General features: G+C 72.9%; 23 protein-coding genes. All 23 read left to right on the top strand.

Annotation, left to right across the window (positions count from 1 at the left end; all coding sequences use genetic code 11):
* The first annotated feature begins 49 nt into the window (after positions 1–49).
* The 23 genes from I6A81_RS26510 to I6A81_RS26405 all read left to right on the top strand — a co-directional run bounded on the left by I6A81_RS26510 (position 50) and on the right by I6A81_RS26405 (position 24431).
* Entirely contained in the window at positions 50–436 is a 387-nt protein-coding gene (locus tag I6A81_RS26510; RefSeq protein ID WP_203002514.1) for a response regulator transcription factor, read from the top strand.
* 363 nt (positions 437–799) lie between these two features.
* Entirely contained in the window at positions 800–2473 is a 1674-nt protein-coding gene (gene argS / locus I6A81_RS26505) for an arginine--tRNA ligase (protein WP_203002513.1), read from the top strand.
* Between the two features lie 89 nt (positions 2474–2562).
* Positions 2563–4050, top strand: a complete 1488-nt coding sequence (gene lysA, locus I6A81_RS26500) for a diaminopimelate decarboxylase (protein ID WP_407661387.1) — start codon at positions 2563–2565, stop codon at positions 4048–4050.
* Positions 4047–5330 carry a homoserine dehydrogenase gene (locus tag I6A81_RS26495; protein ID WP_203002512.1) on the top strand — a complete coding sequence of 428 codons (1284 nt, stop codon included), beginning with the start codon at positions 4047–4049 and terminating at the stop codon, positions 5328–5330. The genes lysA and I6A81_RS26495 overlap by 4 nt, the downstream gene beginning before the upstream one ends.
* On the top strand, positions 5327–6517 hold the full coding sequence (thrC, locus tag I6A81_RS26490) for a threonine synthase (RefSeq protein WP_203002511.1): 1191 nt from the start codon (positions 5327–5329) through the stop codon (positions 6515–6517). The genes I6A81_RS26495 and thrC overlap by 4 nt, the downstream gene beginning before the upstream one ends.
* Complete coding sequence (locus I6A81_RS26485; RefSeq protein ID WP_203002510.1) at positions 6514–7578, top strand: homoserine kinase; 1065 nt, start codon at positions 6514–6516, stop codon at positions 7576–7578. Before thrC ends, I6A81_RS26485 begins: the two co-directional genes overlap by 4 nt.
* 667 nt (positions 7579–8245) lie before the next feature.
* On the top strand, positions 8246–10552 hold the full coding sequence (gene rho / locus I6A81_RS26480; RefSeq protein WP_203002509.1) for a transcription termination factor Rho: 2307 nt from the start codon (positions 8246–8248) through the stop codon (positions 10550–10552).
* A gap of 392 nt (positions 10553–10944) precedes the next feature.
* On the top strand, positions 10945–11181 hold the full coding sequence (gene rpmE, locus I6A81_RS26475) for a 50S ribosomal protein L31 (protein ID WP_203002508.1): 237 nt from the start codon (positions 10945–10947) through the stop codon (positions 11179–11181).
* A gap of 242 nt (positions 11182–11423) precedes the next feature.
* Positions 11424–12506 (top strand): peptide chain release factor 1, encoded by a 1083-nt coding sequence (gene prfA / locus I6A81_RS26470; RefSeq protein ID WP_203002507.1) that lies wholly within the window; start codon positions 11424–11426, stop codon positions 12504–12506.
* Positions 12503–13513 (top strand): peptide chain release factor N(5)-glutamine methyltransferase, encoded by a 1011-nt coding sequence (prmC, locus tag I6A81_RS26465; protein ID WP_203002506.1) that lies wholly within the window; start codon positions 12503–12505, stop codon positions 13511–13513. Before prfA ends, prmC begins: the two co-directional genes overlap by 4 nt.
* A 60-nt stretch (positions 13514–13573) precedes the next feature.
* Complete coding sequence (locus I6A81_RS26460; protein WP_203002505.1) at positions 13574–14227, top strand: L-threonylcarbamoyladenylate synthase; 654 nt, start codon at positions 13574–13576, stop codon at positions 14225–14227.
* Between the two features lie 38 nt (positions 14228–14265).
* Entirely contained in the window at positions 14266–15405 is a 1140-nt protein-coding gene (locus tag I6A81_RS26455; RefSeq protein WP_203002528.1) for an MraY family glycosyltransferase, read from the top strand.
* Between the two features lie 89 nt (positions 15406–15494).
* Positions 15495–16106: a hypothetical protein gene (locus I6A81_RS26450; protein WP_307874923.1), complete on the top strand. Its 612-nt coding sequence runs from the start codon at positions 15495–15497 to the stop codon at positions 16104–16106.
* 10 nt (positions 16107–16116) lie between these two features.
* Positions 16117–16446 (top strand): hypothetical protein, encoded by a 330-nt coding sequence (locus I6A81_RS43940; protein ID WP_307874922.1) that lies wholly within the window; start codon positions 16117–16119, stop codon positions 16444–16446.
* Between the two features lie 565 nt (positions 16447–17011).
* Positions 17012–17914, top strand: coding sequence for a F0F1 ATP synthase subunit A (gene atpB / locus I6A81_RS26440; RefSeq protein WP_203002504.1), 903 nt, complete (start codon positions 17012–17014; stop codon positions 17912–17914).
* A gap of 63 nt (positions 17915–17977) precedes the next feature.
* Entirely contained in the window at positions 17978–18214 is a 237-nt protein-coding gene (locus I6A81_RS26435; protein WP_203002503.1) for an ATP synthase subunit c family protein, read from the top strand.
* A 13-nt stretch (positions 18215–18227) separates the two neighbouring features.
* Positions 18228–18827 carry a F0F1 ATP synthase subunit B gene (locus I6A81_RS26430; RefSeq protein WP_203002502.1) on the top strand — a complete coding sequence of 200 codons (600 nt, stop codon included), beginning with the start codon at positions 18228–18230 and terminating at the stop codon, positions 18825–18827.
* Between the two features lie 2 nt (positions 18828–18829).
* Complete coding sequence (locus I6A81_RS26425; RefSeq protein ID WP_203002501.1) at positions 18830–19666, top strand: F0F1 ATP synthase subunit delta; 837 nt, start codon at positions 18830–18832, stop codon at positions 19664–19666.
* A 141-nt stretch (positions 19667–19807) separates the two neighbouring features.
* A complete protein-coding gene (atpA, locus tag I6A81_RS26420; protein WP_203002500.1) occupies positions 19808–21466 on the top strand; it encodes a F0F1 ATP synthase subunit alpha in 1659 nt (552 codons plus the stop codon).
* A gap of 4 nt (positions 21467–21470) precedes the next feature.
* Positions 21471–22367, top strand: a complete 897-nt coding sequence (locus I6A81_RS26415) for a F0F1 ATP synthase subunit gamma (RefSeq protein WP_203002499.1) — start codon at positions 21471–21473, stop codon at positions 22365–22367.
* A gap of 221 nt (positions 22368–22588) precedes the next feature.
* Positions 22589–22711: a hypothetical protein gene (locus tag I6A81_RS45095; RefSeq protein WP_285222842.1), complete on the top strand. Its 123-nt coding sequence runs from the start codon at positions 22589–22591 to the stop codon at positions 22709–22711.
* A 17-nt stretch (positions 22712–22728) separates the two neighbouring features.
* Positions 22729–24168: a F0F1 ATP synthase subunit beta gene (atpD, locus tag I6A81_RS26410; RefSeq protein ID WP_203002498.1), complete on the top strand. Its 1440-nt coding sequence runs from the start codon at positions 22729–22731 to the stop codon at positions 24166–24168.
* Between the two features lie 8 nt (positions 24169–24176).
* Complete coding sequence (locus I6A81_RS26405) at positions 24177–24431, top strand: F0F1 ATP synthase subunit epsilon (RefSeq protein ID WP_203002525.1); 255 nt, start codon at positions 24177–24179, stop codon at positions 24429–24431.
* The last annotated feature ends 69 nt before the right edge of the window (positions 24432–24500 follow it).

Below are 24500 nucleotides of genomic sequence, written 5' to 3'. Positions count from 1 at the left end.
CCAGGTCTGAACGGCGGACCGAGAAGCGGGCTCGCCGTAAGCTTCCGGCGTGCACCTTGAACCGCCCCGCGTCCTGGTCGTCGACGACGACCCGGTGATCCGCCAGTTGGTGGTCGTCAACCTGGAGCTGGAGGGGTTCGAGGTCCATACCGCGGTGGACGGCGAGGACTGCCTGGAGCGGATCCGGGAGATCGACCCCGCAGTGATCACCTTGGACATCATGATGCCCAAGGTGGACGGCTGGGAGGTCGCCAGCCGGCTGCGCCACGACCCGGCGACCGCCGCCATCAAGGTGATTGTGCTCACCGCCCGTGCTCAGGAGGCCGACCTGCGTCGGGGCGCCCGCATCGGCGTCGACTGCTACCTCACGAAGCCGTTCGACCCGGACGAGCTGATCGGTGTGGTCCAGCGGTTGGCCGCCGGCCAGCGAGTCTGAGGCCTGTCTGGCCGCACTTCCGGGCGGATCTGACAGCCTGGCATCAGGCCGCCGTGGCTGGGCGTGCCGCCTTTCGCTGGCCGACGACCACCCATGTCGCGCCTGCTCGTCGCACCCCGCCGCGGCATGGCGCTTCTCGCGGGCGGTCGGCGGTGGAGTGACCCGACCAGGATCCCGGGGGGAGGGCCCGGGGTGACCCGCGCCCCCGGCGGGCCGGGTCCGCCGGCGAGGCTCGCGCCGGCCAGGCGCGCCGGCCGGGCGTCGTGGCCGGTCGGTGGTCCGGGCGGTGGTCCGGCCGGCTACGTGATCATGGCGGGATCAATGGTCACGACTATCGTCGGGACGCGCCGATAGCATCGCGGCATGACTCCCGCCGACCTCGCCGACGTGATTGTGTCGGTCGTCCGCGAAGCGGTCGCGGACGGGGTGATCGACGTCACCGTCCCCGCGACGGTTCCGGTGGAGCGCCCGAAGAACCCGGAGCACGGCGACTACGCCACGCCCGCGGCGCTCCAGCTCGCCAAGGCGGCCCGGCGCCCCCCGCGCGAGATCGCCGAGCTGCTCGCCGAGCGGCTGCGCAAGGACCCGGGAGTCGCCAGCGTCGACGTCGCCGGCCCGGGCTTCCTCAACTTCCGGCTGGCCTCCGAGGCGCTCGGTGAGCTGGCCCGCGCGGTCGTGCGCGCGGGCGACGCCTACGGCCGTGCGGCGCGGCGCAAGGACAGGCGGGTGAACGTCGAGTTCGTCTCGGCGAACCCGACCGGTCCGGTGACGCTGGCGTCCACCCGGTGGGCGGCGGTCGGTGACGCCCTGGCGCGCGTCTTCGACGCGGCGGGCTACGACGTCGGCACCGAGTACTACGTCAACGACGCGGGCGTGCAGGTCCAGCGCTTCGGCGCCTCGGTGCTCGCGGCCGCGAAGGGCGAGCCGACGCCGGACGACGGTTACCACGGCGCGTACGTCGCCGAGATCGCGGCGAAGGTGCTGGCCGACAACCCCGGCCTGCTCGAAGGCGACGAGGCGGCCGCGCTGGCGGTCGCGACCCGTGACGGTCTTGCCCAGATGCTGGCGGAGATCACCTCGACGCTGGCGGGCTTCGGCGTCCACTACGACGTGTGGAAGTCCGAGCGGTCGCTGCACGACGCGGGCGACCTGACCGCGGCCGTCGCCGACCTGCGGGCCCACGGGCATGTCTACGACGCCGAGGGCGCGGTCTTCCTGCGCACGACCGATTTCGGCGACGACAAGGACCGTGCGCTCGTCAAGAGCGACGGCCAGCCGACGTATTTCTGCGGCGACGCCGCCTACTACCGGGACAAGCGGCGCCGGGGCTTCGACAAGGTGGTCATGCTGCTCGGCGCCGACCACCATGGCTACATCGGCCGGCTCAGGGCACTCGCGGCCTGCTACGGCGACGACCCGGCCGAGACCCTCGATGTGATCATCGGCCAGCTGGTGACGCTGTCGCGCGGCGGCGAGCCCGTGAAGATGTCCAAGCGGGCCGGGAACTTCCTCACGCTGGCGGACCTGGTCGACGTCGTCGGGGTGGACGCGGCGCGGTACTCGCTGGTCCGGTCCTCGCTGGACTCGTCGCTGGACCTCGACCTGGACCTGATCGCCCGCCAGGCGCCGGAGAACCCGGTCTTCTACGTCCAGTACGCGCACACCCGGGTCTGTGGTGTGCTGCGCAACGCGGCCCAGCTGGGGATCGCGACGGGGGATGGCGCCTCGGCGCCTGACGGCGTCGACGTGTCGTTGCTGAGCCACCCGCGGGAGGTCGACCTGCTGCGGGCGCTCGGCGAGCTGCCGACCGTGGTCGCGGCGGCGGCGTCGCTGCGCGCGCCGCACCGGGTGGCCCGCTACCTGGAGGAGCTGGCCGGCACGTACCACCGTTTCTACGACGCCTGCCGGGTACTCCCGCAGGGGGACGAGGAGCCGACGCCGCTGACGGGCGCCCGGCTGCTGCTGGTCGAGGCGACGAAGGTCGTCCTCGCGAACGGGTTGCGGATGCTTGGCGTGTCCGCCCCGGAACGGATGTGAAGGTGACAGCACCGATGTCCCGACCCGCCGGCGTCCCCGCCGCCCCGACGGTGCCGACCGAGGGGCCGACGACGTCGCGAGGCTCCGCCATGGTCGCGCCGTCGTCGGCCGTGCCGACCGAGGGGCCGACGACGTCGCGAGGCTCCGCCGTGGTCGCGCCGTCGTCGGCCGTCACGCCGCTGGAGGAGCAGGTGTGGCCGGCGACGGCGGCGCTCGACCCCGACGGCGTGCTGCGGGTCGGCGGGCTGCGGGTCGACGAGCTGGCCGAGCGGTTCGGCACGCCGGCGTTCTTCCTCGACGAGGAGGACTTCCGGGCCCGCGCCCGGGCGTGGCGGGCCGGCTTCCCGGACGGCGACGTGTACTACGCCGGCAAGGCGTTCCTGTGCCGCGCCGTGGCCCGCTGGGTCGCCGAGGAGGGCCTGTCCCTGGACGTGTGCACCGGCGGGGAGCTCGCCGTCGCCACGTCCGTCGCGTTCCCGCCGGCGCGGCTGGCGTTCCACGGCAACAACAAGTCCGTCGAGGAACTGCGCCGCGCCGTCGCCTACGGCGTCGGGCGGATCGTCGTCGACTCGCCCGTCGAGATCGAGCGGCTCGCGGGCATCGCCCGCGCGGCGGGCGTCCGCCAGCGGGTGATGATCCGCGTCACCCCGGGCGTCGAGGCACACACCCACCACTACATCGCGACGGGCCAGGAGGACCAGAAGTTCGGGTTCTCGCTGGCCAGCGGCGCGGCGCTCGCCGCCGTCGGCCGGGTGCTCGGCGAGGCCGACGCGCTGGAGCTGGTCGGCCTGCACGCCCACATCGGCTCGCAGATCTTCGACACGGCGGGCTTCGGGCTGGCGGCGCACCGGATGGTGGGCCTGCTCGCCGCCGTCCGCGACGAGCACGGCGTCCAGATGCCCGAGCTGGACCTCGGCGGCGGCCTGGGGATCGCCTACACGGGCGAGGACGCGCCGCTGGCGGTCGCGGACGTCGCCGAGCGGCTGCACACCATCGTCGGCAAGGAGTGCGCCGACGCGGGGCTGCCGGTGCCGCGGCTGGCGGTCGAGCCCGGCCGGGCGATGGTCGGGCCGACGACGATCACGCTCTACCGGGTCGGCACCGTCAAGGAGCTGCCCGGCCTGCGCACCTATGTCAGCGTCGACGGCGGGATGAGCGACAACATCCGCACCGCGCTCTACGACGCCCGCTACACCGCGCGGCTGGCCTCCCGGCCGGGCGCCGCGCGGCAGCACGTGGTCACCCTGGTCGGGCGGCACTGCGAGTCCGGCGACGTGGTGGCGCACGACGTGCCGCTGCCGGCCGACGTCGCCCCCGGAGACCTCGTGGCCGTCCCGGCTACGGGCGCGTACCACCGGTCGATGGCCAGCAACTACAACCACGTCGGCCGCCCGCCGGTGGTCGCCGTCCGCGACGGCGCGGCGCGGGTCATCGTCCGCCGGGAGACCGAGGACGACCTGCTGCGCCTCGACGTCGACGAACCCGCCACGGCCGCGCCGGCCGCCGGCGGTACCGGCCAGCGGCCGGCCGCCGACGACAGCGCCGAGGGCGGCAAACCGGGGGAGGCGGGGCGATGAAGGTCGCGCTTCTCGGCTGCGGTGTCGTCGGGTCGGAAGTGGTCCGGCTCCTGCGCGAGCAGGCAGACGACCTGACCGCGCGGGTCGGCGAGCCGCTGGACCTGGCCGGCATCGCGGTGCGCCGGCTCGACCGCGCCCGGGACGTGCCGGTCGGGCCGGAGCTGTTCACCACCGACGCCGCCGGCCTGGTGACCAGGGACGACGTGGACATCGTCGTCGAGGTCGTCGGCGGCATCGAGCCGGTGCGCGGCTGGCTGCTGGCCGCCCTCGGCGCCGGGAAGTCGGTCGTCAGCGCCAACAAGGCGCTGCTCGCCTCCGACGGCTCGACGCTGCACGACGCGGCCGCGGCGGCGGGCGTCGACCTGTACTACGAGGCCGCCGTCGCCGGCGCGATCCCGCTGCTGCGCCCGCTGCGCGAGAGCCTCGCGGGCGACCGGGTGCGCCGCGTGCTCGGCATCGTCAACGGCACCACGAACTACATCCTGACCCGGATGGACGAGACCGGCGCCTCGTTCACCGAGGCGCTGGAGGAGGCGACCGCCCTCGGCTACGCCGAGGCCGATCCCACCGCCGACATCGACGGCTACGACGCGGCCGCGAAGGCGGCGATCCTCGCCCAGCTGGCGTTCCACACCAGGGTCACGCTCGGCGACGTGCACCGCGAGGGCATCGGCGCGGTCACCGCGGCCGACATCGCCAGCGCCCGCGCGATGGGCTGCACCGTCAAGGCGTTGGCCATCGCCGAGCGCTCGTCCGAACGGCCGGGGGTCAGCGTGCGGGTGCACCCGGCGATGGTGCCCCGCTCGCACCCGCTGGCCTCGGTCCGCGAGGCGTTCAACGCGGTGTTCATCGAGGCGGAGGCCGCCGGGCAGCTGATGTTCTACGGCCGGGGCGCCGGCGGCTCGCCGACGGCGTCGGCGGTGCTCGGCGACCTGGTCGCGGTCGCCCGCAACCGGGTCGCGGGCCGGCGCGGGCCGGGGGAGTCGGCCTACGCGGCGCTGCCGGTGCTGCCGATGGGTGAGACCATCACCAGCTACCACGTCAACCTGGACGTGACCGACAAGACCGGCGTGCTGGCGACCGTCGCCGGCGCGTTCGCCCGACACGGTGTGTCCATCCGCAGCGTGCGCCAGGACGGCCGGGGAGACGACGCCAGCCTCGTGCTGGTGACACATGCCGCGGCGGACGCCGCGCTGGCGGCGACCGTTGAGGACCTGCGGAACCTGGACATCGTGCGCGCGGTGTCCGGGGTGCTGCGGGTCGAGGGAGGCGAGCCATGACCACCACGACCACGTCGTCGGCACCGGCCGCGGCCGGCCGTAGCGGGCAGGGCGGCCCGACGGACGTCGCCGGCGCGGAGGCGGGATCCCGCGTGCCTGACGGCCCGGGCGGATCGCCCCGGAGCACGCACCGCGGCTGGCGCGGGATCATCGAGGAGTACCGGGACCGGCTGCCGCTGGGCCCCGACGCCCCGGTGGTGACGCTGCTGGAGGGCGGGACCCCGCTCGTTCCCGCCGCGCGCCTGTCCGAGCTGACCGGTTGTGACGTGTACCTGAAGGTCGAGGGCGCGAACCCGACCGGCTCGTTCAAGGACCGCGGCATGACCGTGGCGATCAGCGCGGCCGTCGGCGAGGGCTCCAGGGCCGTCATCTGCGCCTCCACGGGCAACACCAGCGCGTCGGCCGCCGCCTACGCGGCGCGCGCGGGGCTCGTCTGCGCGGTGCTCGTCCCCAGCGGCAAGATCGCGCTTGGCAAGATGGCGCAGGCTCTCGTGCACGGCGCCCGGCTGCTGCAGCTGGACGGCTCGTTCGACGACTGCCTGCGGGTGGCCAGGGAACTGGCCGACACCTACCCGGTGACGCTGGTGAACTCGGTCAACCCCTACCGGCTGGAGGGGCAGAAGACCGCCGCCTTCGAGATCCTCGAGGCGCTCGGCGTGGCGCCGGACATCCACTGCCTGCCGGTGGGCAACGCCGGCAACATCACCGCCTACTGGCGTGGCTACAACGAGTGGGACGGCGACTTCGGCACCGGCCGGCCCCGGATGTTCGGCTTCCAGGCCGCGGGCGCGGCGCCGATCGTGCGCGGCGGCGTGGTCACCGCGCCGCAGACCATCGCCACCGCGATCCGGATCGGCAACCCCGCCTCCTGGCAGTTCGCCGTCGACGCCCGCGACGAGTCGGGCGGTCTGATCGAGGCGGTCAACGACCGCCAGATCCTGGCGGCCTACCGGCTCCTCGCGCGCGAGGAGGGCGTGTTCGTCGAGCCGTCCAGCGCGGCGAGCGTCGCGGGCCTGCTCGCCACGCACGAGGCGGGCAAGGTCGCGCCCGGCCAGCGGGTGGTCTGCACGGTGACCGGCAACGGCCTGAAGGACCCGGACTGGGCGATCAGTGGCGCGGCCAAGCCGGAGACGATCCGGCCCACGGTCGCCGGCGCGGCCGAGGCGCTCGGGCTGCGCCGGTCGTGACCGGCGTCACCGATACTCCGACCGGTCGCGGCGCCGCGGCCTCGTCCCCTTCGGCCGGGGCGGCGCCGACGGCCGGCGCGCGGGTCCGCGTCCCGGCCACCAGCGCCAATCTCGGCCCCGGGTTCGACGCCTTCGGGCTCGCGCTCGGCTACTACGACGAGGTCGAGGTCGCGCTGCGCCGCGACGGAGTGTCGGTGCGCGTCGAGGGCGCCGAGCAGGTGGCTACCGGCGAGGACAACCTGGTCATCCGGTCGATCCGGGCGACCCTTGACGAACTGGGCCGCCCGCAGCCGGGGCTCGCGGTGCGCTGCGTCAACCGCGTCCCGCACGGGCGCGGGCTGGGCTCGTCCGCCGCGGCCATCGTCGCCGGCGTGGCCGCCGCCTGGGCGTTGGACACCGCGGCGTTCCTCGCCGGAACCGACCGGCCGGTACCGAGGGGGGCCGCCGCGTTCGACCGGGCCGCCGCGCTTCGGGTGGCCACCGCGATCGAGGGACATCCCGACAACGTGGCCGCGGCGCTGTTCGGCGGCTTCACGGTGGCCTGGGCCGATACGGACGGACCCCTGGCATACCGGGCGGAACCGGTCGCTGACCTGCGGCCGGTCGCGTTCGTGCCCTCCGCGCGGACCTCTACGGCGCACTCGCGCGGCCGGCTGCCGGAACATGTCGCGCACGCGAACGCGGCGTTCTCGGCCGGCCGCGCCGGCCTGCTCGCGCTCGCGCTCACCCAGGGCGACGCGCCGCCGCCAGCGCCGGCTGGCCTCGCGGGCCCGCCGAGGGCGGACGCCGCCGCCCGGGCGCGGCTGTTGCTGGCGGCGACCGAGGACCGGCTGCACCAGCCGTACCGGCTGCCAGCCGTGCCCGAGTCCGCCGCGCTGATCGGACGGCTGCGTGACGCCGGGGTGGCGGCGGTGCTCTCCGGGTCCGGCCCGACCGTGCTCGCGCTCGCCCTCGGTGGCGAGCAGGCGGCCGCGGCGGTTGGCGTGGCGGCGCCCGGCTTCGCTGTTCTTCCGCTGGCCGTCGACCGGGACGGCGTGCGCGTCACCCCGCTCGTCTCCTGACGGCGGACTGAGGACGGAGCCGGTGGCCGGGGTCGGTCGGGAAGACGACAGGCGCCCTCGAGCGTTGGGAAAAGACGGGTCACCTCGGACGTGGTCCGATTTCGGTGGCTCGGGGCGTGATCCGAGTTACTTTCCGTGACGGATGTCGCATCGTCGTCGGCGGAGGGTATCCTGGGAGCACGGGGACCCCGCATCGGGAAACCAGCGGCCCTAGGCTGTCGCGGCAATGGTTGCAACCCCAGGTTGTTGCCGAGGTGTCTCCGTCTGGATAGTCTGATGGCTGCACCCGCCGCGCCGCGGCGCGTGCTCGCCCCGCCGGTCCGGCTGGAGCTTCCTCTAGTCCGTCCTGGTACAGGATTCCGGTGCCTGCGCCTCGCCGCCGTTGCCTCGGCACGACACCGGCACCCCGGGGATTCCGGGTTCGCTCGCGGCACGGGGTCCCTGCTGGGTCCGGGGTCCCTGCCTGATCGGCTTCGCCGATCGGGGAGGTCCGGAAGCTGATCCGGCAGGTCGTGGCCCTTTGCATCGCCGACGGGCGCGTCACGCGGCCCGGCCAGCGGCGATATCTCCTTCATCTGTCATCCATGTAGGCGGTGGAACAGGTGGCGGGAGGTCCATACGCGTCACCCGGCTCGAGTGGAGCCGGTTCCTTCAGGGAAGGAAAACCTTGAGCGACACCACCGACGTGCTGCCTGAGAGCGCACGTGAGTCCGCGGCGCCCCCCGCACCGCCTCCTGTCAGCCAGCCGGTTCTCGCGCCGGCCGCGCAGGTCCCGGCCTCCGCGCCGGTGGACGGCGGTGTACCCGGGGCTGGCCGTGGGCCCTCCGCGGACGCGGATGCGGATGCGGACGCGGCGCGGACTCCTGGCGCGGCCGCTCCTCGCCGCCGCCGCAGCGGTACCGGTCTGCAGGCGATGCTCCTGCCTGAGCTGCAGGCGATGGCCAGTTCTTTGGGGATCCAGGGCACGGGCCGGCTGCGCAAGGGCCAGCTGATCGCCGCCATCCAGAACGTGCAGAACGGCCTGGCCAGCGGCCTGCCCATGTCCAACGGCGCGACGAGCGGCCAGCAGGCCGCCGCGCCAGCCAGCACGCCGTCGCCGGCCGGGGAGCCCGCCACGACGGCTGCCGAGCCCGCCCCCCGCGCCCGCGCGCGCCGGGTGAGCCGCGGCGTCACGAGCCCGTCGAAGCAGGCCGAGCTGCCCGTGGAGGCGCCCGTCCGGGAGACCGAGACGCCCGCCCCCGTGGCCGAGGCGCCCGCCCAGGAGCCGACGCCGGTCGTGGCCCGCGAGGAGGTCGCGGCCCCCCGCGCCCGCGAGGACCGCCGTGAGCGCGTGGACCGTGGCGAGCGCCCGGAGCGCGGTGACCGTCCTGAGCGCGGTGACCGTCCTGAGCGCGGCGGCGAGCGGTCGTCAGGCGACCGGCACGAGCGTTCGGACCGCGCGAACGGTCGGCAGACCGACCGTCAGGGCGGTCGTCAGGGTGACCGGCAGACGGACCGCTCGGACCGGCCCGACCGTTCGGATCGCGCCGACCGCACGGACCGTTCGGATCGCACGGACCGCGCCGACCGTTCGGATCGCGCCGACCGTTCGGACCGCACGGACCGTTCGGACCGCACGGACCGTTCGGATCGTTCGGATCGCGCCGACCGTTCGGATCGTTCGGACCGCGCCGACCGTCCCGACCGCTCGGACCGGACGAGCGACCGCCAGGGCGGCCGGACCACCCAGGACGACGACGACGACGGCGGCCGGCGCCGTGGCCGGTTCCGTGAGCGTGGCCGTAACCGCGGCCGCGGTCAGGGCGGCACCGCCGACAACGAGCCGCTGCTGCGTGACGACGACGTCCTGATCCCGGTGGCCGGCATCCTGGACGTGCTGGACAACTACGCCTTCGTCCGGACCAGCGGCTACCTGACCGGCCCGGCCGACGTGTACGTCAGCCTCGCCCAGGTCCGCCGGCACGGCCTGCGCCGCGGCGACGCCATCACCGGCGTCGTGCGCGCCCCGCAGGAGGGCGAGCCGCGCCGGGACAAGTACAACGCGCTCGTGCGGCTGGACACCATCAACGGGATGGACCCGGAGGAGGCGCGCGGCCGCCCCGAGTTCACCAAGCTGACCCCGCTCTACCCGCAGGACCGACTGCGGATGGAGACCGAGCCGCACCTGCTCACCACGCGGGTCATCGACCTGGTGATGCCGATCGGCAAGGGCCAGCGGGCGCTGATCGTCAGCCCGCCGAAGGCTGGCAAGACGATGGTGCTGCAGTCGATCGCGAACGCGATCACGACGAACAACCCGGAATGCCACCTCATGGTCGTGCTCGTCGACGAGCGGCCGGAGGAGGTCACCGACATGCAGCGGTCGGTGAAGGGCGAGGTCATCGCCTCGACGTTCGACCGGCCGCCGTCCGACCACACCAACGTGGCCGAGCTGTCCATCGAGCGGGCCAAGCGGCTCGTCGAGCTGGGGCAGGACGTCGTCGTGCTGCTGGACTCGATCACCCGGCTCGGCCGGGCCTACAACCTGGCGGCGCCGGCGAGCGGGCGCATCCTGTCCGGTGGTGTCGACTCGACGGCCCTGTACCCGCCGAAGCGGTTCCTCGGCGCCGCGCGCAACATCGAGAACGGCGGCTCGCTGACCATCATCGCCACGGCTCTCGTCGAGACCGGGTCCACCATGGACACGGTCATCTTCGAGGAGTTCAAGGGCACCGGCAACGCCGAGCTCAAGCTCGACCGCAAGATCGCGGACAAGCGGACCTTCCCCGCGGTGGACGTCGACGCGTCCAGCACCCGCAAGGAGGAGATCCTGCTCGCGCCCGACGAGCTGGCGATCATGCACAAGCTGCGCCGTGTCCTGCACACCCGCGAGCCGCAGCAGGCCATCGAGCTCCTGCTCGGCCAGCTCAAGCAGACCAGGACCAACTACGAGTTCCTGATGCAGATCGCCAAGACGGCTCCGTCGCAGGACTAGCGGGGCCGCCGGACCAGGAGGGCGCTCGGCGGTGTCACGCCGGCGGCGCGCGTCACCGGGCGCGCGCCGCGTGCCCCGTCCACCTGGTCTGGCAGACTTGGCGCGGTTGGACGGCTCCGGTTCCGTCACCGCCTCGCGGTGGCGGCCCGGCGTCGAGCGGGCCAGTCCTGCTCGCCGTTTTGCGCGGCTTCGCCGGAAGCCGTGTGTCTGCTCCGGGCGACCCCGGACCCCTGTGTCGCGCCTCGCGCGACCGACCGGACTAACGGCGGCGTTGGCGACGTTCCTACCGTCGGCGGCGTCTGCCAGGTCTGGCAGACTGGGCCTTGGTTGAGGCTCCGGTTCACGTCATCGCGTCGCGGTGGCGACCCGGCGGCCAGGTGAGAAGAGGGACCATGAAGGCTGAGATTCACCCCACGTACCACGACACCACCGTGGTCTGCACGTGCGGGAACACGTTCACCACGCGCAGCACGAAGGCGAATGGCACGATCCACGCCGAGGTTTGCTCGCAGTGCCACCCGTTCTACACCGGCAAGCAGAAGATTCTGGACGTCGGTGGTCGAGTGGAGAAGTTCGAGCGCCGGTTCGGCAAGCGCCAGCCCGGCCAGAAGGCCTCCAGCACCAAGTAAGGCGAGGGCGCGGAACGCCTTCGCCGGTCGGGCGCAGGGCGCCCTCCCTCGGTTCCAGCGTGGTTGGGTCTAGAACCCGGGTGGTTGCGTGGGCTCGTCCGGTTCCGGTCGGACCCGGGCATCCTCCCTGGTTCCAGCGTGATTGCGGCTGGAACTGGTGTGGTTGCGCGGCGTTCGTCCGGTTCCGGCCGGGCGAGCGCCGTTTGCTTTGTACGCCCTACTTGCGCGAAGAGGTATTACTGATGGCGTCCGCGTTGGAGAGGCTGCTCGACGAGCACGCCGACATCGAGAAGCGGCTTGCCGACCCCGCGGTGCACAACGACCCGGCGCGGGCGCGCGCCCTCGGCCGCCGCTACGCGGAGCTCGCTCCCATCGTCGAGCTCGCCAAGGAGATCGAGAAGACGGAAGGCGACCTGGAGACGGCCAGGGAACTGGCCGCGGAGGACCCGTCCTTCCGCGCGGAGGTGACCGAGCTGGAGGCGGCGGTCACCGAACGCCGCCAGCGGCTGCGGGCCCTGCTCGTGCCGACGGACCCCGACGACAGCCGGGACGCGATCCTCGAGGTGAAGGCCGGCGCCGGCGGCGAGGAGTCGGCGCTGTTCGCCGGCGACCTGCTGCGGATGTACCTGCGCTACGCCGAACGGCGCGGCTGGAAGACCGAGGTCCTCGACGCGAACCCCAGCGACCTGGGCGGCTACCGCGACGTCAGCGTGGCCGTCAAGTACCGCGGGCAGGTTCCCCCCGGCGAGCCCGGCGTGTACGGCCGGCTGCGCTTCGAGGGCGGCGTGCACCGCGTGCAGCGGGTGCCGGTGACCGAGTCCGCCGGCCGGATCCACACCTCGGCCGCGGGCGTGCTGGTGATGCCGGAGGCCGAGGAGGTCGACGTCGAGATCGACCCGAACGACCTGCGGATCGACGTGTTCCGCTCCTCCGGGCCGGGCGGCCAGAGCGTCAACACCACCGACTCGGCCGTCCGCGTCACCCACCTGCCGACCGGGGTCGTCGTCTCCTGCCAGAACGAGAAGAGCCAGCTGCAGAACAAGGAGTCCGCGCTGCGGATCCTGCGCGCCCGGCTGCTCGCGGTCGCCCGGGAGAAGGCCGAGTCGGAGGCGTCGGCGGCCCGCGCGAGCCAGGTCAGGACCCTTGACCGGTCGGACAAGGTCCGCACCTACAACTTCCCGGAGAACCGGATCGCCGACCACCGGGTGGGCTACAAGGCCCACAACCTGGAGCAGGTGCTCGACGGCGACCTCGACGACGTGCTCGACGCGCTCGCCGCCGCGGACCTGGCGGCCCGACTGGCTGACAGCCCCGAGGACGAGTGAGCCGGCCCACGCCGGCCGCGCCTCCCGGCGGTCACCCGGCGGCCGTGGCGCCGGCCGTCGGGCTGGCGGCCCAGCTGACGGCGGCCACGCGGGTGCTGGCCGAGGCCGGCGTCGAGAGCCCGCGCGCCGACGCCGATCTGCTCGCGGCGCACGTGCTCGGGGTGTCACGGGGCCGGCTCCCGCTGATTCGGGAGATTCCCGGCGAAGCGGCCGAACGGCTGCGCGCCCTCGTCGCGCGCCGGTGCCGGCGCGTGCCGCTGCAGCACCTGACCGGCGAGGCGTATTTCCGGCACCGGACGCTGGCGGTCGGCCCAGGGGTGTTCGTGCCGCGGCCGGAGACCGAGACCGTCGCCGGCTGGGCGATCGACGAGCTGCGCGCCGGTGCCCGCCCTGGCGGGCCGGGGCTCGTCTGCGTGGATCTGTGCGCCGGGTCGGGGGCGATCGCGCTGGCGCTCGCCGACGAGGTGCCCGGCGCCGAGGTCCACGCCGTGGAGGCCGACCCCGCCGCGCTGGGCTACCTGCGCCGCAACGTGGCCGCGGCAGGGCTCGCCGTAGGGGTGCACGCCGCCGACGTGCTCGGCGGGGCCGGCCCCGTTCCGGACGGGTGGGCCGAGGTCTCGGTGCTCGACGCGCTCGCCGGGCTGGTCGGCCGGGTCGACGCGGTGGTGTCGAACCCGCCCTACCTGCCGGACTCCGACCGGGTGACGGTCGCCCCGGAGGTGGGCGACCACGACCCGCCGTGGGCGCTGTGGGGCGGCGGGGGCGACGGCCTGGCCGCGCCGCGCGCCGTCGCCGCTGTCGCCGCCGCGCTGCTGCGCCCGGGCGGGCTGTTCGCGATGGAGCACGCCGACGGCCAGGGCCCGGCGGCGCGCGCGCTGCTCGTGGGCACCCGTGGCTGGAGCGAGGTCGCCACGCGCCGCGACCTGGCCGGCCGGGACCGGTTCGTCACGGCACGTCTCGAGGTGTCCGCGGATCGCGCCGAAGGGGCCATCCGGGGGAAGCAGTAGGTTGGGCTCGCACGCCACGGTTGGTTCGAAGCGGGTTGGTTCGAAGCTCGGCGAGGAGACATGCGGCGGTTCGACTGCACGGACGAGGTGGCCCGGCGCGCCGGTATCGAGGCGGCGGCGGGTGCCGTCGGCCGGGGCGACCTGGTCGTCCTGCCCACCGACACGGTGTACGGGATCGGCGCCGACGCGTTCGACGCCACGGCGGTGCGCGCCCTGCTCGCGGCCAAGGGCCGGGGCCGGGACATGCCGGTGCCGGTGCTGATCGGGGCCTGGCGCACCCTGGAGGGCCTGGTCCCCCACATCACCATGCCGGTGCGGGAGCTCACCAGGGCGTTCTGGCCCGGCGGCCTGACCGTGATCGTGCGCCAGGCGCCGTCCCTGCGCTGGGACCTGGGGGACAGCCATGGCACGGTGGCCGTCCGGATGCCGCTGCACCCCGTCGCGATCGACCTGCTCGGCCGGACCGGGCCGATGGCCGTCTCCAGCGCGAACATCAGCGGCCGGCCCGCCGCGAACACCGCGGACGAGGCCGTCGAACAGCTCGGTGACCAGGTCGAGGTGTATCTCGACGCCGGTCCCGCGACGACGGGCGTCGCGTCCACGATCGTCGACTGCACCGGCGACGTCCCCCGGGTGGTCCGGCTCGGCGCGATCGACCTGGCGGCGCTGCGCGCGGTCCTCCCGCTCGTCGAGGCACCAACCGGGGTCTCCTAGGGTGCTTCCCGTGGATCTTGGTCGACGGGGGCGGCGCCGTGCGTGAGTACCTGCTCGTCTTCGTCGTCGCGGCGGCCGTCACCTTCCTCGCGACGCCGGTCGCCCGGGCACTGGCGCTGAGGATCGGGGCGGTCGCGGGGGTGCGGGCCCGCGACGTGCACGCCAAGCCGACGGCGCGGCTCGGCGGGCTGGCGATGCTGGCCGGTCTCTACGCCGGGCTGGCGGTCGCCGACCGGCTGCCGTTCCTGTCCCAGGTCTCGCGCGACTGGTCCGAGCCGCGGGCCGTGCTCGTCGCGGCGACGCTGATCTGCCTGCTCGGCGTCGCGGACGACAAGTGGGAGCTGGACTCGCTCACCAAGCTCGCCGGCCAGATGGTGGCCGCGGCGGTGATGGTCCAGATGGGCGTCCAGTTCTCGTTCGCGATCAACTGGGACAGCGAGACGACGCTCTCCCTGGGGCCGGAGACCGCCGTCCCGATCTCGATCCTGGCCGTGGTGGTCATGGTCAACGCGATGAACTTCATCGACGGCCTGGACGGGCTCGCGGCTGGGGTGGCGGCCATCGCCGCCGGAGCGACGTTCTACTTCGCCTACTCGCTGGCGGTGCTCAACGGCTTCTACCGGGCGTCGCCCGCCGCGCTGCTCGCGGCCGTCACCGCCGGGGTGTGCGTCGGCTTCCTGCCGCACAACTTCAACCCGGCCCGGCTGTTCATGGGTGACTCCGGGTCGATGCTGATCGGGCTGCTGTCGGCGTCGTCGATGATCTCGGTGACCGGCCAGGTGGCCTACGGCGGGTACGCGGGCCCGTCCCGGTCGCTTCCGTCGCTGATCCCGCTGGCGATCCCGCTCGCCGTCCTGATGGTGCCCTTCCTGGACCTCGGCCTCGCGGTGATCCGGCGCACCAAGGCCGGCCGTTCGCCGTTCGCGCCGGACAAGATGCACCTGCACCACCGCATGCTGGAGATCGGCAAGTCGCAGGTCCGGGCCGTGCTGTTCATGTACTTCTGGGCGGCGCTCGTCGGGTTCGGCGGGGTGGCCGCGTCGTTCTCGTCGGCGCCGCTGCCGATCCTGCTCGCGATCCTCGGCTTCGGCCTGCTCGGCCTCGTGGTGCTGCTGCTGCTCGGCCAGCGCGAGGCACGCCGCGACGCCAACGCGGCGGTCGGCCCTCGTACGGGGTAGGACCGGTCGGCCACGCCGGCCCGGCCGGCGGGCCGTTACCGTGGAATCTCGGCCACGTGGTCGTGTGGGCTCAGACGAGGAGCGTGGTGGTGACGGGACGAGTGGTGGTGACGGGACGAGCGGACGAGGCGCCGGCTGACGCACGCGCCCCGGCGATCCCCGGCGGCGAATCGCCGGGGACCCCGGCGGCGGTCGCGGCGAAGCCCGGCGGGGCCGCTGGTGCCGCGCCGTACCTGGCCACCGCGCCGGTCATCCGGCTGGGGGCGGCGGTCAGCGCGGCCGTCGCCGTCCCGGCGGTGGCGCTGGGCGCGGCGGTGAAGGGCTGGCCCGGCGCCTACGCGGCGCTGCTCGGGATCGGCGTCGTGGTGGCCTTCTTCTCGATCAGCAAGATCGCCGTTGGCTTCGTCGGCCGGCGCGCGCCGCACCTGCTGCTGCCGGCCGCGCTCGGGACCTACCTCGTCAAGATCGCATTGCTCGGGGTGCTGCTCGTCTCGCTGAGCGGCGTCGAGGCGATCCACCTGCTGACCCTCGCCTGGACGGTGTTCGCCGGCGTGTTCGGGTGGATCGGCGCCGAGATGTGGGTCGCCACGCACACTCGGGTGCCGTTCTTCGACCCCGCGGCGTTCGCCAGCCGCCATCCCGCCCCGGCGGATCCTGGCGCCTCGGCTCGCGGCGCGGCCGGGCCCGGCGCGGGCCGATGAGGATCGCGCGGTGACCGCCCTGGGCGGCGGCGCGGGCGAGGCGGCCGACGCCCAGGGCGGCCCTGGCCCTGGCCCTGGCCGGCCCGCCCGTCGCGGGCGGCGGCCCGCCGTCGCGAAGGCGGCCGGGAAGCGGCCGGCTGGGCGGCCGGGACGGCGCCGGGATCCCGCCGAGGCCTGGAACGCGGTCGGGACGCTGGGCGCGGGCCTCGCGTTCTGGGGCCTCGCCGGTTGGGGGGTCGACCGGCTGACCGGCCTGCACAACGTCTTCCTGCCGATCGGCCTCGTCCTCGGCATGGGCCTCGCGCTCTATCTGGTGATCTACCAGGCCACCCGCCGGTAGCTCTCCGTCATCGGCTCGGGCGGGCGGCGGTCGTCACGTCTCGTGACCGGTGTCCGCGAAGGTGGCACTCGACGGCGGTCGTCCGGAGTCGCCGTCGGTGCGCCCCGCGGACCGCTGGGACCCGTTGATGCGCCGACCGACGGGTGGCCCGTGAGACGCCAAGCGGGGCACAACAGACCGAAACGCGTCGGCAACGGGTAGATGAACCCGACGCGGGGCGGATCGCAGCGCGTGCCGCGATGGCGAAGGTGTGGATAGTATTCGCGGTACCGGGCGTCGGCATCGTCGACCCGGTGGAGTCGAGTCCGCCGCTGGGTTGCGCCGGGTGGCCGACGGGTGCGCGAGCGTGCTGTCGGGACGCGCCCGAAGGCCCGGGTGACATCGGTCGATGGGTACGCGATCACAGAGTGGTCGCGCGTCCTGCCGTCCGTGTGACATGGTGTGCCCGAGCCGTGCTCACGATGGGTGCATCTGGGGTGGTCAGACCGGGTGCCCCGGTGGGGTGGGCCGCTCCACCGTGGGTGTTGCATGTGCCGCCCTGGTGACAGTGCGTTGACATCAGATCATGGAGGTGTGTTTAGTGCCCGTCCTCGCCGCTGGTGACGAGGGCTTCGAGGGTCCCACCAAAGAGGTCTTCCAGACTCCGCACTGGTTCACCGTGGACTTGGGCCCGTTCGACTTCTACCTGAACAAGGCCACCGCGCTGGTGCTGTTCTCGGCGCTGTTCGTCGGGGTCCTGTTCTGGCTTGCCTACCGTCGGGCGTCGATCGTTCCTCGCGGCCTGCAGAACTTCGTCGAGTCGATTTACGACTTCATCGACACCCAGATCTCCCGGGACATCATCGGGAAGGACGGGCCGCGCTACACCCCCTACCTGATGGTGCTGTTCAGCTTCGTGCTGATCTGCAACCTCCTGGCGGTCATCCCCGCGGCGCAGTTCCCGGCCACGTCCCGCATCGCGATCCCGATGATGCTGGCCGTCATCACCTGGGTGCTGTTCAACTACGCCGGCATCAAGGCGCACGGCGCGGGCCCGTACTTCAAGGAGATGGTCGACCCGGCGCCCACCGCGCCCCTGGGCATCCGGCTCCTGCTGGCCCCGATCGAGATCCTCTCGACGCTCATCGTGCGGCCCTTCACGCTCGCGGTCCGGCTCTTCGCGAACATGTTCGCCGGCCACATGCTGCTGCTCGTGTTCTCGCTGGGCGGCGAGTACATGCTCCACGACGCGAAGCTCGCGGCCGCGGGCGTCGTCGCGCTGATCATGGCCGTCGTGCTGACCGGCTTCGAGCTGATCATCGACGTGCTGCAGGCGTACATCATCACGGTGCTCACCGCCGCCTACATCGGCGGCGCCCTCGCGGGCCACGGTGGCGACGACCACCACGAGGCCGAGGGTCACGAGCCCGCGCTGGCGCACGCGACCGGCGAGCCGGCGGCCCCCGCGCTGGCCGCGGCGCGCTCCTGAGTTTTCGGACACCCCGACCCGCACCGGTGAGTCCCGGTGCCCGACAGGATAAGGAACACCCAGATGTCACTCATTCTCGCCGCCGAGGAGACCGTCAGCGGCAGCCTCGGCGCCGTCGCCTACGGTCTGGCGGCCATCGGCCCGGGCATCGGTATCGGCCTCATCTTCGGCCTCGGCGTCCAGGCGATCGCCCGCCAGCCGGAGGCCGAGCAGGTCGCCTTCCGCTACATGCTCATCGGCTTCGCCCTGGTCGAGGCGCTCGCGCTCATCGGCTTCGTCGTTCCGTTCGTCTTCCCGTAAGCCGGCGGCGACCGTGAGCGTCACGTCGACATTTCTGCTGGCCGCTGAGCACACCACCGAGAGCGGCGGACACGGGGACGAGAACGTCCTCATTCCGCCGATCGGTGAGCTCATCATCGGCACTGTCGCCTTCGGCCTGTTGGTCGCGTTCTTCTTCTGGAAGATCAGGCCGCAGGTCCAGAAGTTCTACGCCGAGCGCACCGAACGCATCGAGGGTGGCCTGCTGCGGGCCGAGGCCGCGCAGCGCGAGGCACAGGCGCTGATCGAGCAGTATCGGGCCCAGCTCGCCGAGGCGCGCGCCGAGGCGGGCCGGATCCGGGACGAGGCGACCGTGCAGGGCCGCCAGATCATCGCGGAGCTGCGCGAACAGGCCGACCGAGAGGTCGCCGAGATCCGGGCCCGGGGCGAGGCACAGCTCGTCGCGGAGCGTTCCCAGATCGTCTCCGCGCTGCGCGCCGAGCTCGGTGGGGTGGCCCTCGAGCTGGCAACCAAGATCGTCGGCCACGAGCTGACTCAGACGACCGAGCACCGCCGGCTGATCGACGACTTCATCGCTGAGCTCGACACCTCCGGTGAGACGGCCGCCGCCGCGCCCGCCGGATCGGGGGGCTGACGGTGGAAGGACCCAGCCGGGCGGCTCTCGCCGCGGCGCGGGCCACGCTCGACCAGGTCACCGCGGTCCCGGTCGGTGGCCGGACCGCGGCGAGCCCGGATCCCGGCCAGATCGCGGCTGACCTGCGCGCGGTCGCGGACCTGCTCGGCGCGGACCTGACGCTGCGGCGCGCGCTCGCCGACCCCAGCGTGCCGGCGGGTGCCCGCGAGGGCCTCGCCGACCGGCTGTTCGGCTCCCGGCTCGGCCAGGCGTCGCTCGCCGTCGTCAGGTCAGCGGTCGCCGGTCGCTGGTCGCGTCCGCTCGACCTGCGGCTCGGCCTGATCGAGCTGGCGGTCGAGGCGCTGCTGGTGGACGCGGAAGTCGCCGGCGCGCTGGACGAGGTGGAGGACGAGCTGTTCCGCCTCGGCCGGATCCTCGACCGCAACCCGCAGCTGTCGCTCGCGCTGACCGACTCGGCCGCGCCCACCTCGGCCAAGGAGGCGCTCCTGGAGCGCCTGCTGGCCGGCAAGGCGCACCCGGTGACGGTGCGGCTGGCCAAGCAGGCGGTCGCGGACCGCGAGTTCGGTGACCTCGGTCGCCGGATCGAGCAGTTCAGCCGGATCGCCGCCGCGAGGCGCGACCGGGTGGTGGCCGTCGTGCGCACCGCGGTGCCGCTGGACGCCGACCAGGTCGCCCGGCTGCGCGCCGCGCTGTCGAGGTACTTCGGCCGGGAGATCCAGGTACAGACCGATCTTGACCCGTCCGTGCTCGGTGGCGTCGTCGTGCGGGTTGGCGACGAGGTCGTCGACGGGTCGGTGCTGCGCCGGCTCGCCGCCGCTCGCCAGGCCCTGACGCGGTAGTGCCGGTGAGCGGGACAACTCAGGGACGCGGCCCGGCCGCTCCCGCGGGCCGACGCCCGCGGGGCGCCGGCCGGTACCGCGCCGAACTCGATGCCCATGCCGGGCAGCCCAACCGATGCCCAGCAATGAAGGACCGGAGCGATGACTGAGCTGACCATTCGGCCGGAGGAGATTCGCGACGCCCTCCGGGACTACGTCGAATCCTTCAAGGCCACCTCCACCGACCGGGAGGAGGTCGGCCGCGTCATCCTGACCGGTGACGGGATCGCGCGGGTGGAGGGCCTCCCGCACGCCATGACCAACGAGCTGCTGGAGTTCGCCGGCGGCGTGCTCGGTCTTGCGCTGAACCTCGAGGTCGGCGAGATCGGCTGCGTCATCCTCGGCGAGGCCTCGCACATCGAGGAGGGCCAGGAGGTCCGCCGGACCGGGCGCATCCTGTCGGTCCCGGTCGGTGACGGCTACCTCGGCCGGGTCGTCGACCCGCTGGGCCGGCCGATCGACGGCCTCGGCCCGATCGAGAGCGAGGGCGAGCGCCAGCTTGAGGTGCAGGCGCCGACCGTCGTGCAGCGCCAGCCGGTCAAGGAGCCCCTGCAGACCGGCATCAAGGCCATCGACGCGATGACCGCCATCGGCCGGGGACAGCGGCAGCTGATCATCGGCGACCGGCAGACCGGCAAGACCACGGTCGCCATCGACGCGATCATCAACCAGCGTGACAACTGGGCGAGCGGCGACCCGAAGAAGCAGGTCAAGTGCGTCTACGTCGCCATCGGCCAGAAGAAGTCGACCATCCGTGAGGTCGTCAACACGCTGGAAGAGGCCGGCGCGCTGGCGTACACCACGATCGTCGCGGCCCCCGCGGACGAGCCGGCCGGCTTCAAGTACATCGCCCCGTACACCGGCTCGGCCATCGGCCAGCACTGGATGTACAACGGCCAGCACGCGCTGATCGTCTTCGACGACCTCTCCAAGCAGGCCGAGGCCTACCGGGCCATCTCGCTGCTGCTGCGCCGCCCGCCGGGCCGTGAGGCCTACCCGGGCGACGTCTTCTACCTGCACTCGCGGCTGCTCGAGCGCTGCGCGAAGCTGTCCGAGGAGCTGGGCGGCGGCTCGATGACCGGTCTGCCGATCATCGAGACCAAGGGCAACGACATCTCGGCGTACATCCCGACGAACGTCATCTCCATCACCGACGGCCAGATCTTCCTGGAGTCGGACCTGTTCAACCAGGGTGTGCGGCCGGCCATCAACGTCGGTACCTCGGTCTCCCGGGTCGGCGGCAGCGCGCAGGTCAAGGCGATGAAGTCGGTCGCCGGCCGCCTGCGCCTCGACCTGGCCCAGTACCGCGAGCTGGAGTCGTTCGCGGCCTTCGGCTCGGACCTGGACAAGGCCTCGCGCGACCAGCTCGCCCGCGGCTCCCGGCTCGTCGAGCTGCTCAAGCAGCCGCAGAACCAGCCGTTCCCCGTCGAGCGCCAGGTCGTGTCGGTCTGGGCCGGCACCACCGGCCGGCTCGACGAGGTCCCGGTCGAGGACATCCGCCGTTTCGAGACCGAGTTCCTCGACTTCCTCGGCCGGTCCTACCCCGGCATCTACGAGGTCATCTCGGCGACCGGCAAGCTCGACGACCCGACGGTCGCCGACCTGGAGACGGCGATCAGCGCGTTCAAGGCGCAGTTCACGCTGAGCTCCGGCAAGCCGCTGGTCAACGAGGCGGCGCCGGAGGCGCTGGAGCCGGGCGAGATCGAGCAGGAGTCGATCGCGGTGCACCGCCCGAAGCCGGTCGAGACCGAGAAGGCCTGACCGGATGGCCGGCCAGCTTCGGGAGTACCGGCGGCGCGTCCGCACGGTCCAGTCGACAAAGAAGATCACACGCGCGATGGAGCTGATCGCGGCGTCGCGGATCGCCAAGGCCAGGGCGCGGGTCGCCGCGTCCCGGCCGTACGCGGCCGAGATCACCCGCGTGATCAGCGCGGTCGCTTCGCAGTCGACCATCCACCACCCGCTGACCACCGAGCGGACCGGGGTGACCCGGGCCGCGGTGGTGGTCGTGACCTCCGACCGGGGGCTGGCGGGCGGCTACAGCTCCAACGCGATCAAGCAGACCGGTGAGCTCATGGAGCTGCTGGCGGACGAGGGGAAGTCGGTCAAGCTGTACGCCGTCGGCCGCAAGGCCGTCACGTACTACCGCTTCCGCGGCCGTGAGCTCGCCGCCGAGTTCACCGGGTTCACCGAGCAGCCCACCTACGCCGACGCGAAGGCGATCGCGGACGAGCTGCTGACGGCGTTCACCCTCGACGAGGCCGACGGTGGCGTGGGCGAGATCCACATCGTCTACACCGAGTACGTCAGCGCCCTGACCCAGACGCCGGTCGCGCACCGGCTGCTGCCGATGGTGCTGACGGAGACGGACGAGCCGCCGGCCGGCGGGCCGCTGCCGGTCTACGAGTTCGAGCCGTCGGCGGAAGGGGTGCTCGACGCGCTGCTGCCCCGCTACGTCGAGAGCCGGCTCTACGTCGCGCTGCTGGAGGCCGCGGCCTCCGAGTCGGCCTCCCGGCAGCGGGCGATGAAGTCGGCGACCGACAACGCCGAGGAGCTCATCCGCACCTACACCCGGCTGGCGAACCGTGCCCGCCAGGAGGCGATCACCCAGGAGATCTCGGAGATCGTCGGTGGCGCGAACGCGTTGGCGGACGCCGGCTAGCGAGGCGCCAGCTCCCAGCAGGTGAGTGGTTGGGTGCCGCCGACGGCGGACGGTAAGGCATCGTAGGTGGTGGACAACCACCACAGCGATGTCGAACCACCGCCAACAGGACAGCATGCGGTTGGTTGGCCGGGAATTGTCGGGCCAACCAACCGCAAGGCCCGGTACCAGCCATGACCCGCCGAGGACGTGGCCACAGCCGTAGCACCATAGAAGTACAGATGACCAGCCTGAAGCCGTGGGTGGCCGAGGGCGCCAAGCCAGCCCTTTGGGACCCGCACGGCAGCACGAGGGCCTCCGGGGGCGCGGAGAAGTCGCAGTACGCGCCCCCTTCGGCGCTCTAGTGAAGATCGAGGACGCCATGACCGTCACCACCAGCTCGACCGCCCCGGCGGACGGCCGGGTCCCGGGGATCGGCCGGGTCGCCCGAGTCATCGGCCCGGTCGTCGACGTGGAGTTCGCTCCCGAGGAGCTCCCGGAGATCTACCACGCGCTGCACGTCGAGCGCACCCTCGGCGACGAGACCGCCATCCTGACCCTCGAGGTCGCCCAGCACATCGGTGACAACACCGTCCGGGCGATCTCCATGCAGCAGACCGACGGCCTGGTCCGCGGCACCCCGGTCCAGAGCACCGGCGCGCCGATCTCGGTCCCGGTCGGCAATGCCACCAAGGGGCACGTGTTCAACGTGCTCGGCCAGCCGCTGGACGTCGAGTCCGTCGACGCCGACGCCTACCGGCCGATCCACGCCACGGCCCCGCCGTTCGACCAGCTCGAGTCCAAGACCGAGATGTTCGAGACCGGCATCAAGGTCATCGACCTGCTCGCCCCGTATGTCAAGGGTGGCAAGATCGGCCTGTTCGGCGGCGCCGGCGTCGGCAAGACCGTCGTCATCCAGGAGATGATCCGCCGGGTCGCCAAGGAGTTCGGCGGCGTCTCGGTGTTCGCCGGCGTCGGCGAGCGCACCCGCGAGGGCAACGACCTCTTCCTGGAGATGACCGAGGCCGGCGTCATCGACGACACCGCGCTGGTCTTCGGCCAGATGGACGAGCCGCCGGGCACCCGGCTGCGGGTCGCGCTCGCCGCGCTCACCATGGCCGAGTACTTCCGCGACGTCCAGAAGCAGGACGTGCTGCTCTTCATCGACAACATCTTCCGGTTCACGCAGGCCGGCTCCGAGGTGTCCACGCTGCTCGGCCGTATGCCCAGCGCCGTGGGTTACCAGCCGACCCTGGCCGACGAGATGGGCGTGCTGCAGGAGCGGATCACCTCGACCCGGGGTCACTCGATCACCTCGCTGCAGGCCATCTACGTGCCCGCCGACGACCTGACCGACCCGGCGCCGGCGACGACGTTCACCCACCTCGACGCCACCACGGTGCTCGACCGGGCGATCTCCGACCTCGGCATCTACCCGGCGGTGAGCCCGCTGGAGTCGTCGTCGCGAATCCTGGACGCCCGCTACCTCGGCCAGGAGCACTACGACACCGCCCGCGAGGTGCAGCGGATTCTGCAGCGCTACAAGGACCTGCAGGACATCATCGCCATCCTCGGCATCGACGAGCTCTCCGAAGAGGACAAGATCCTCGTCCGGCGGGCCCGGCGGATCCAGCGGTTCCTGTCCCAGCCGTTCTTCGTCGCCGAGCAGTTCACCGGCATCCCCGGCAAGTTCGTCCCGGTCGCCGAGACGATCGACTCGTTCAAGCGGCTCACGCAGGGCGAGTTCGACCACCTGCCGGAGCAGGCCTTCTTCATGTGCGGCGGCATCGAGGACGCGCAGAAGAACGCGGAGAACCTGTAGTGGCGACGATGCGGGTCGCGATCGTCTCCCCTGAGCAGGAGATCTGGTCGGGCGAGGCCAACATGGTCGTCGCCCGCACCAGGGACGGCGAGATCGGCGTCCTGCCGCGCCACGTCCCGCTTCTCGGCGTTCTCGTCGAGAACGGCGACGTCAAGGTCGAGACGTCCGCCGGGGACCACGTCTACACGGTCGGCGGCGGCTTCATCTCCGTCACCAAGGACGGCGTCAGCATCCTCGCGGAGACCGCGTCCCCGAAGGCCTGACGGTCGGCCAGGCTCGCTGAGCACCACGGCGGGGGGGGGGGGGGGGGGCCCCCCCCCCCCCCCCCGGGT

It is taken from the genome of Frankia nepalensis (genome assembly GCF_016786325.1).
Classification (GTDB): Bacteria; Actinomycetota; Actinomycetes; order Frankiales; family Frankiaceae; genus Pseudofrankia; species Pseudofrankia nepalensis.
Note: the sequence above shows the minus strand (reverse complement) of the source record. Positions and strands in the feature narration are given on the sequence as shown.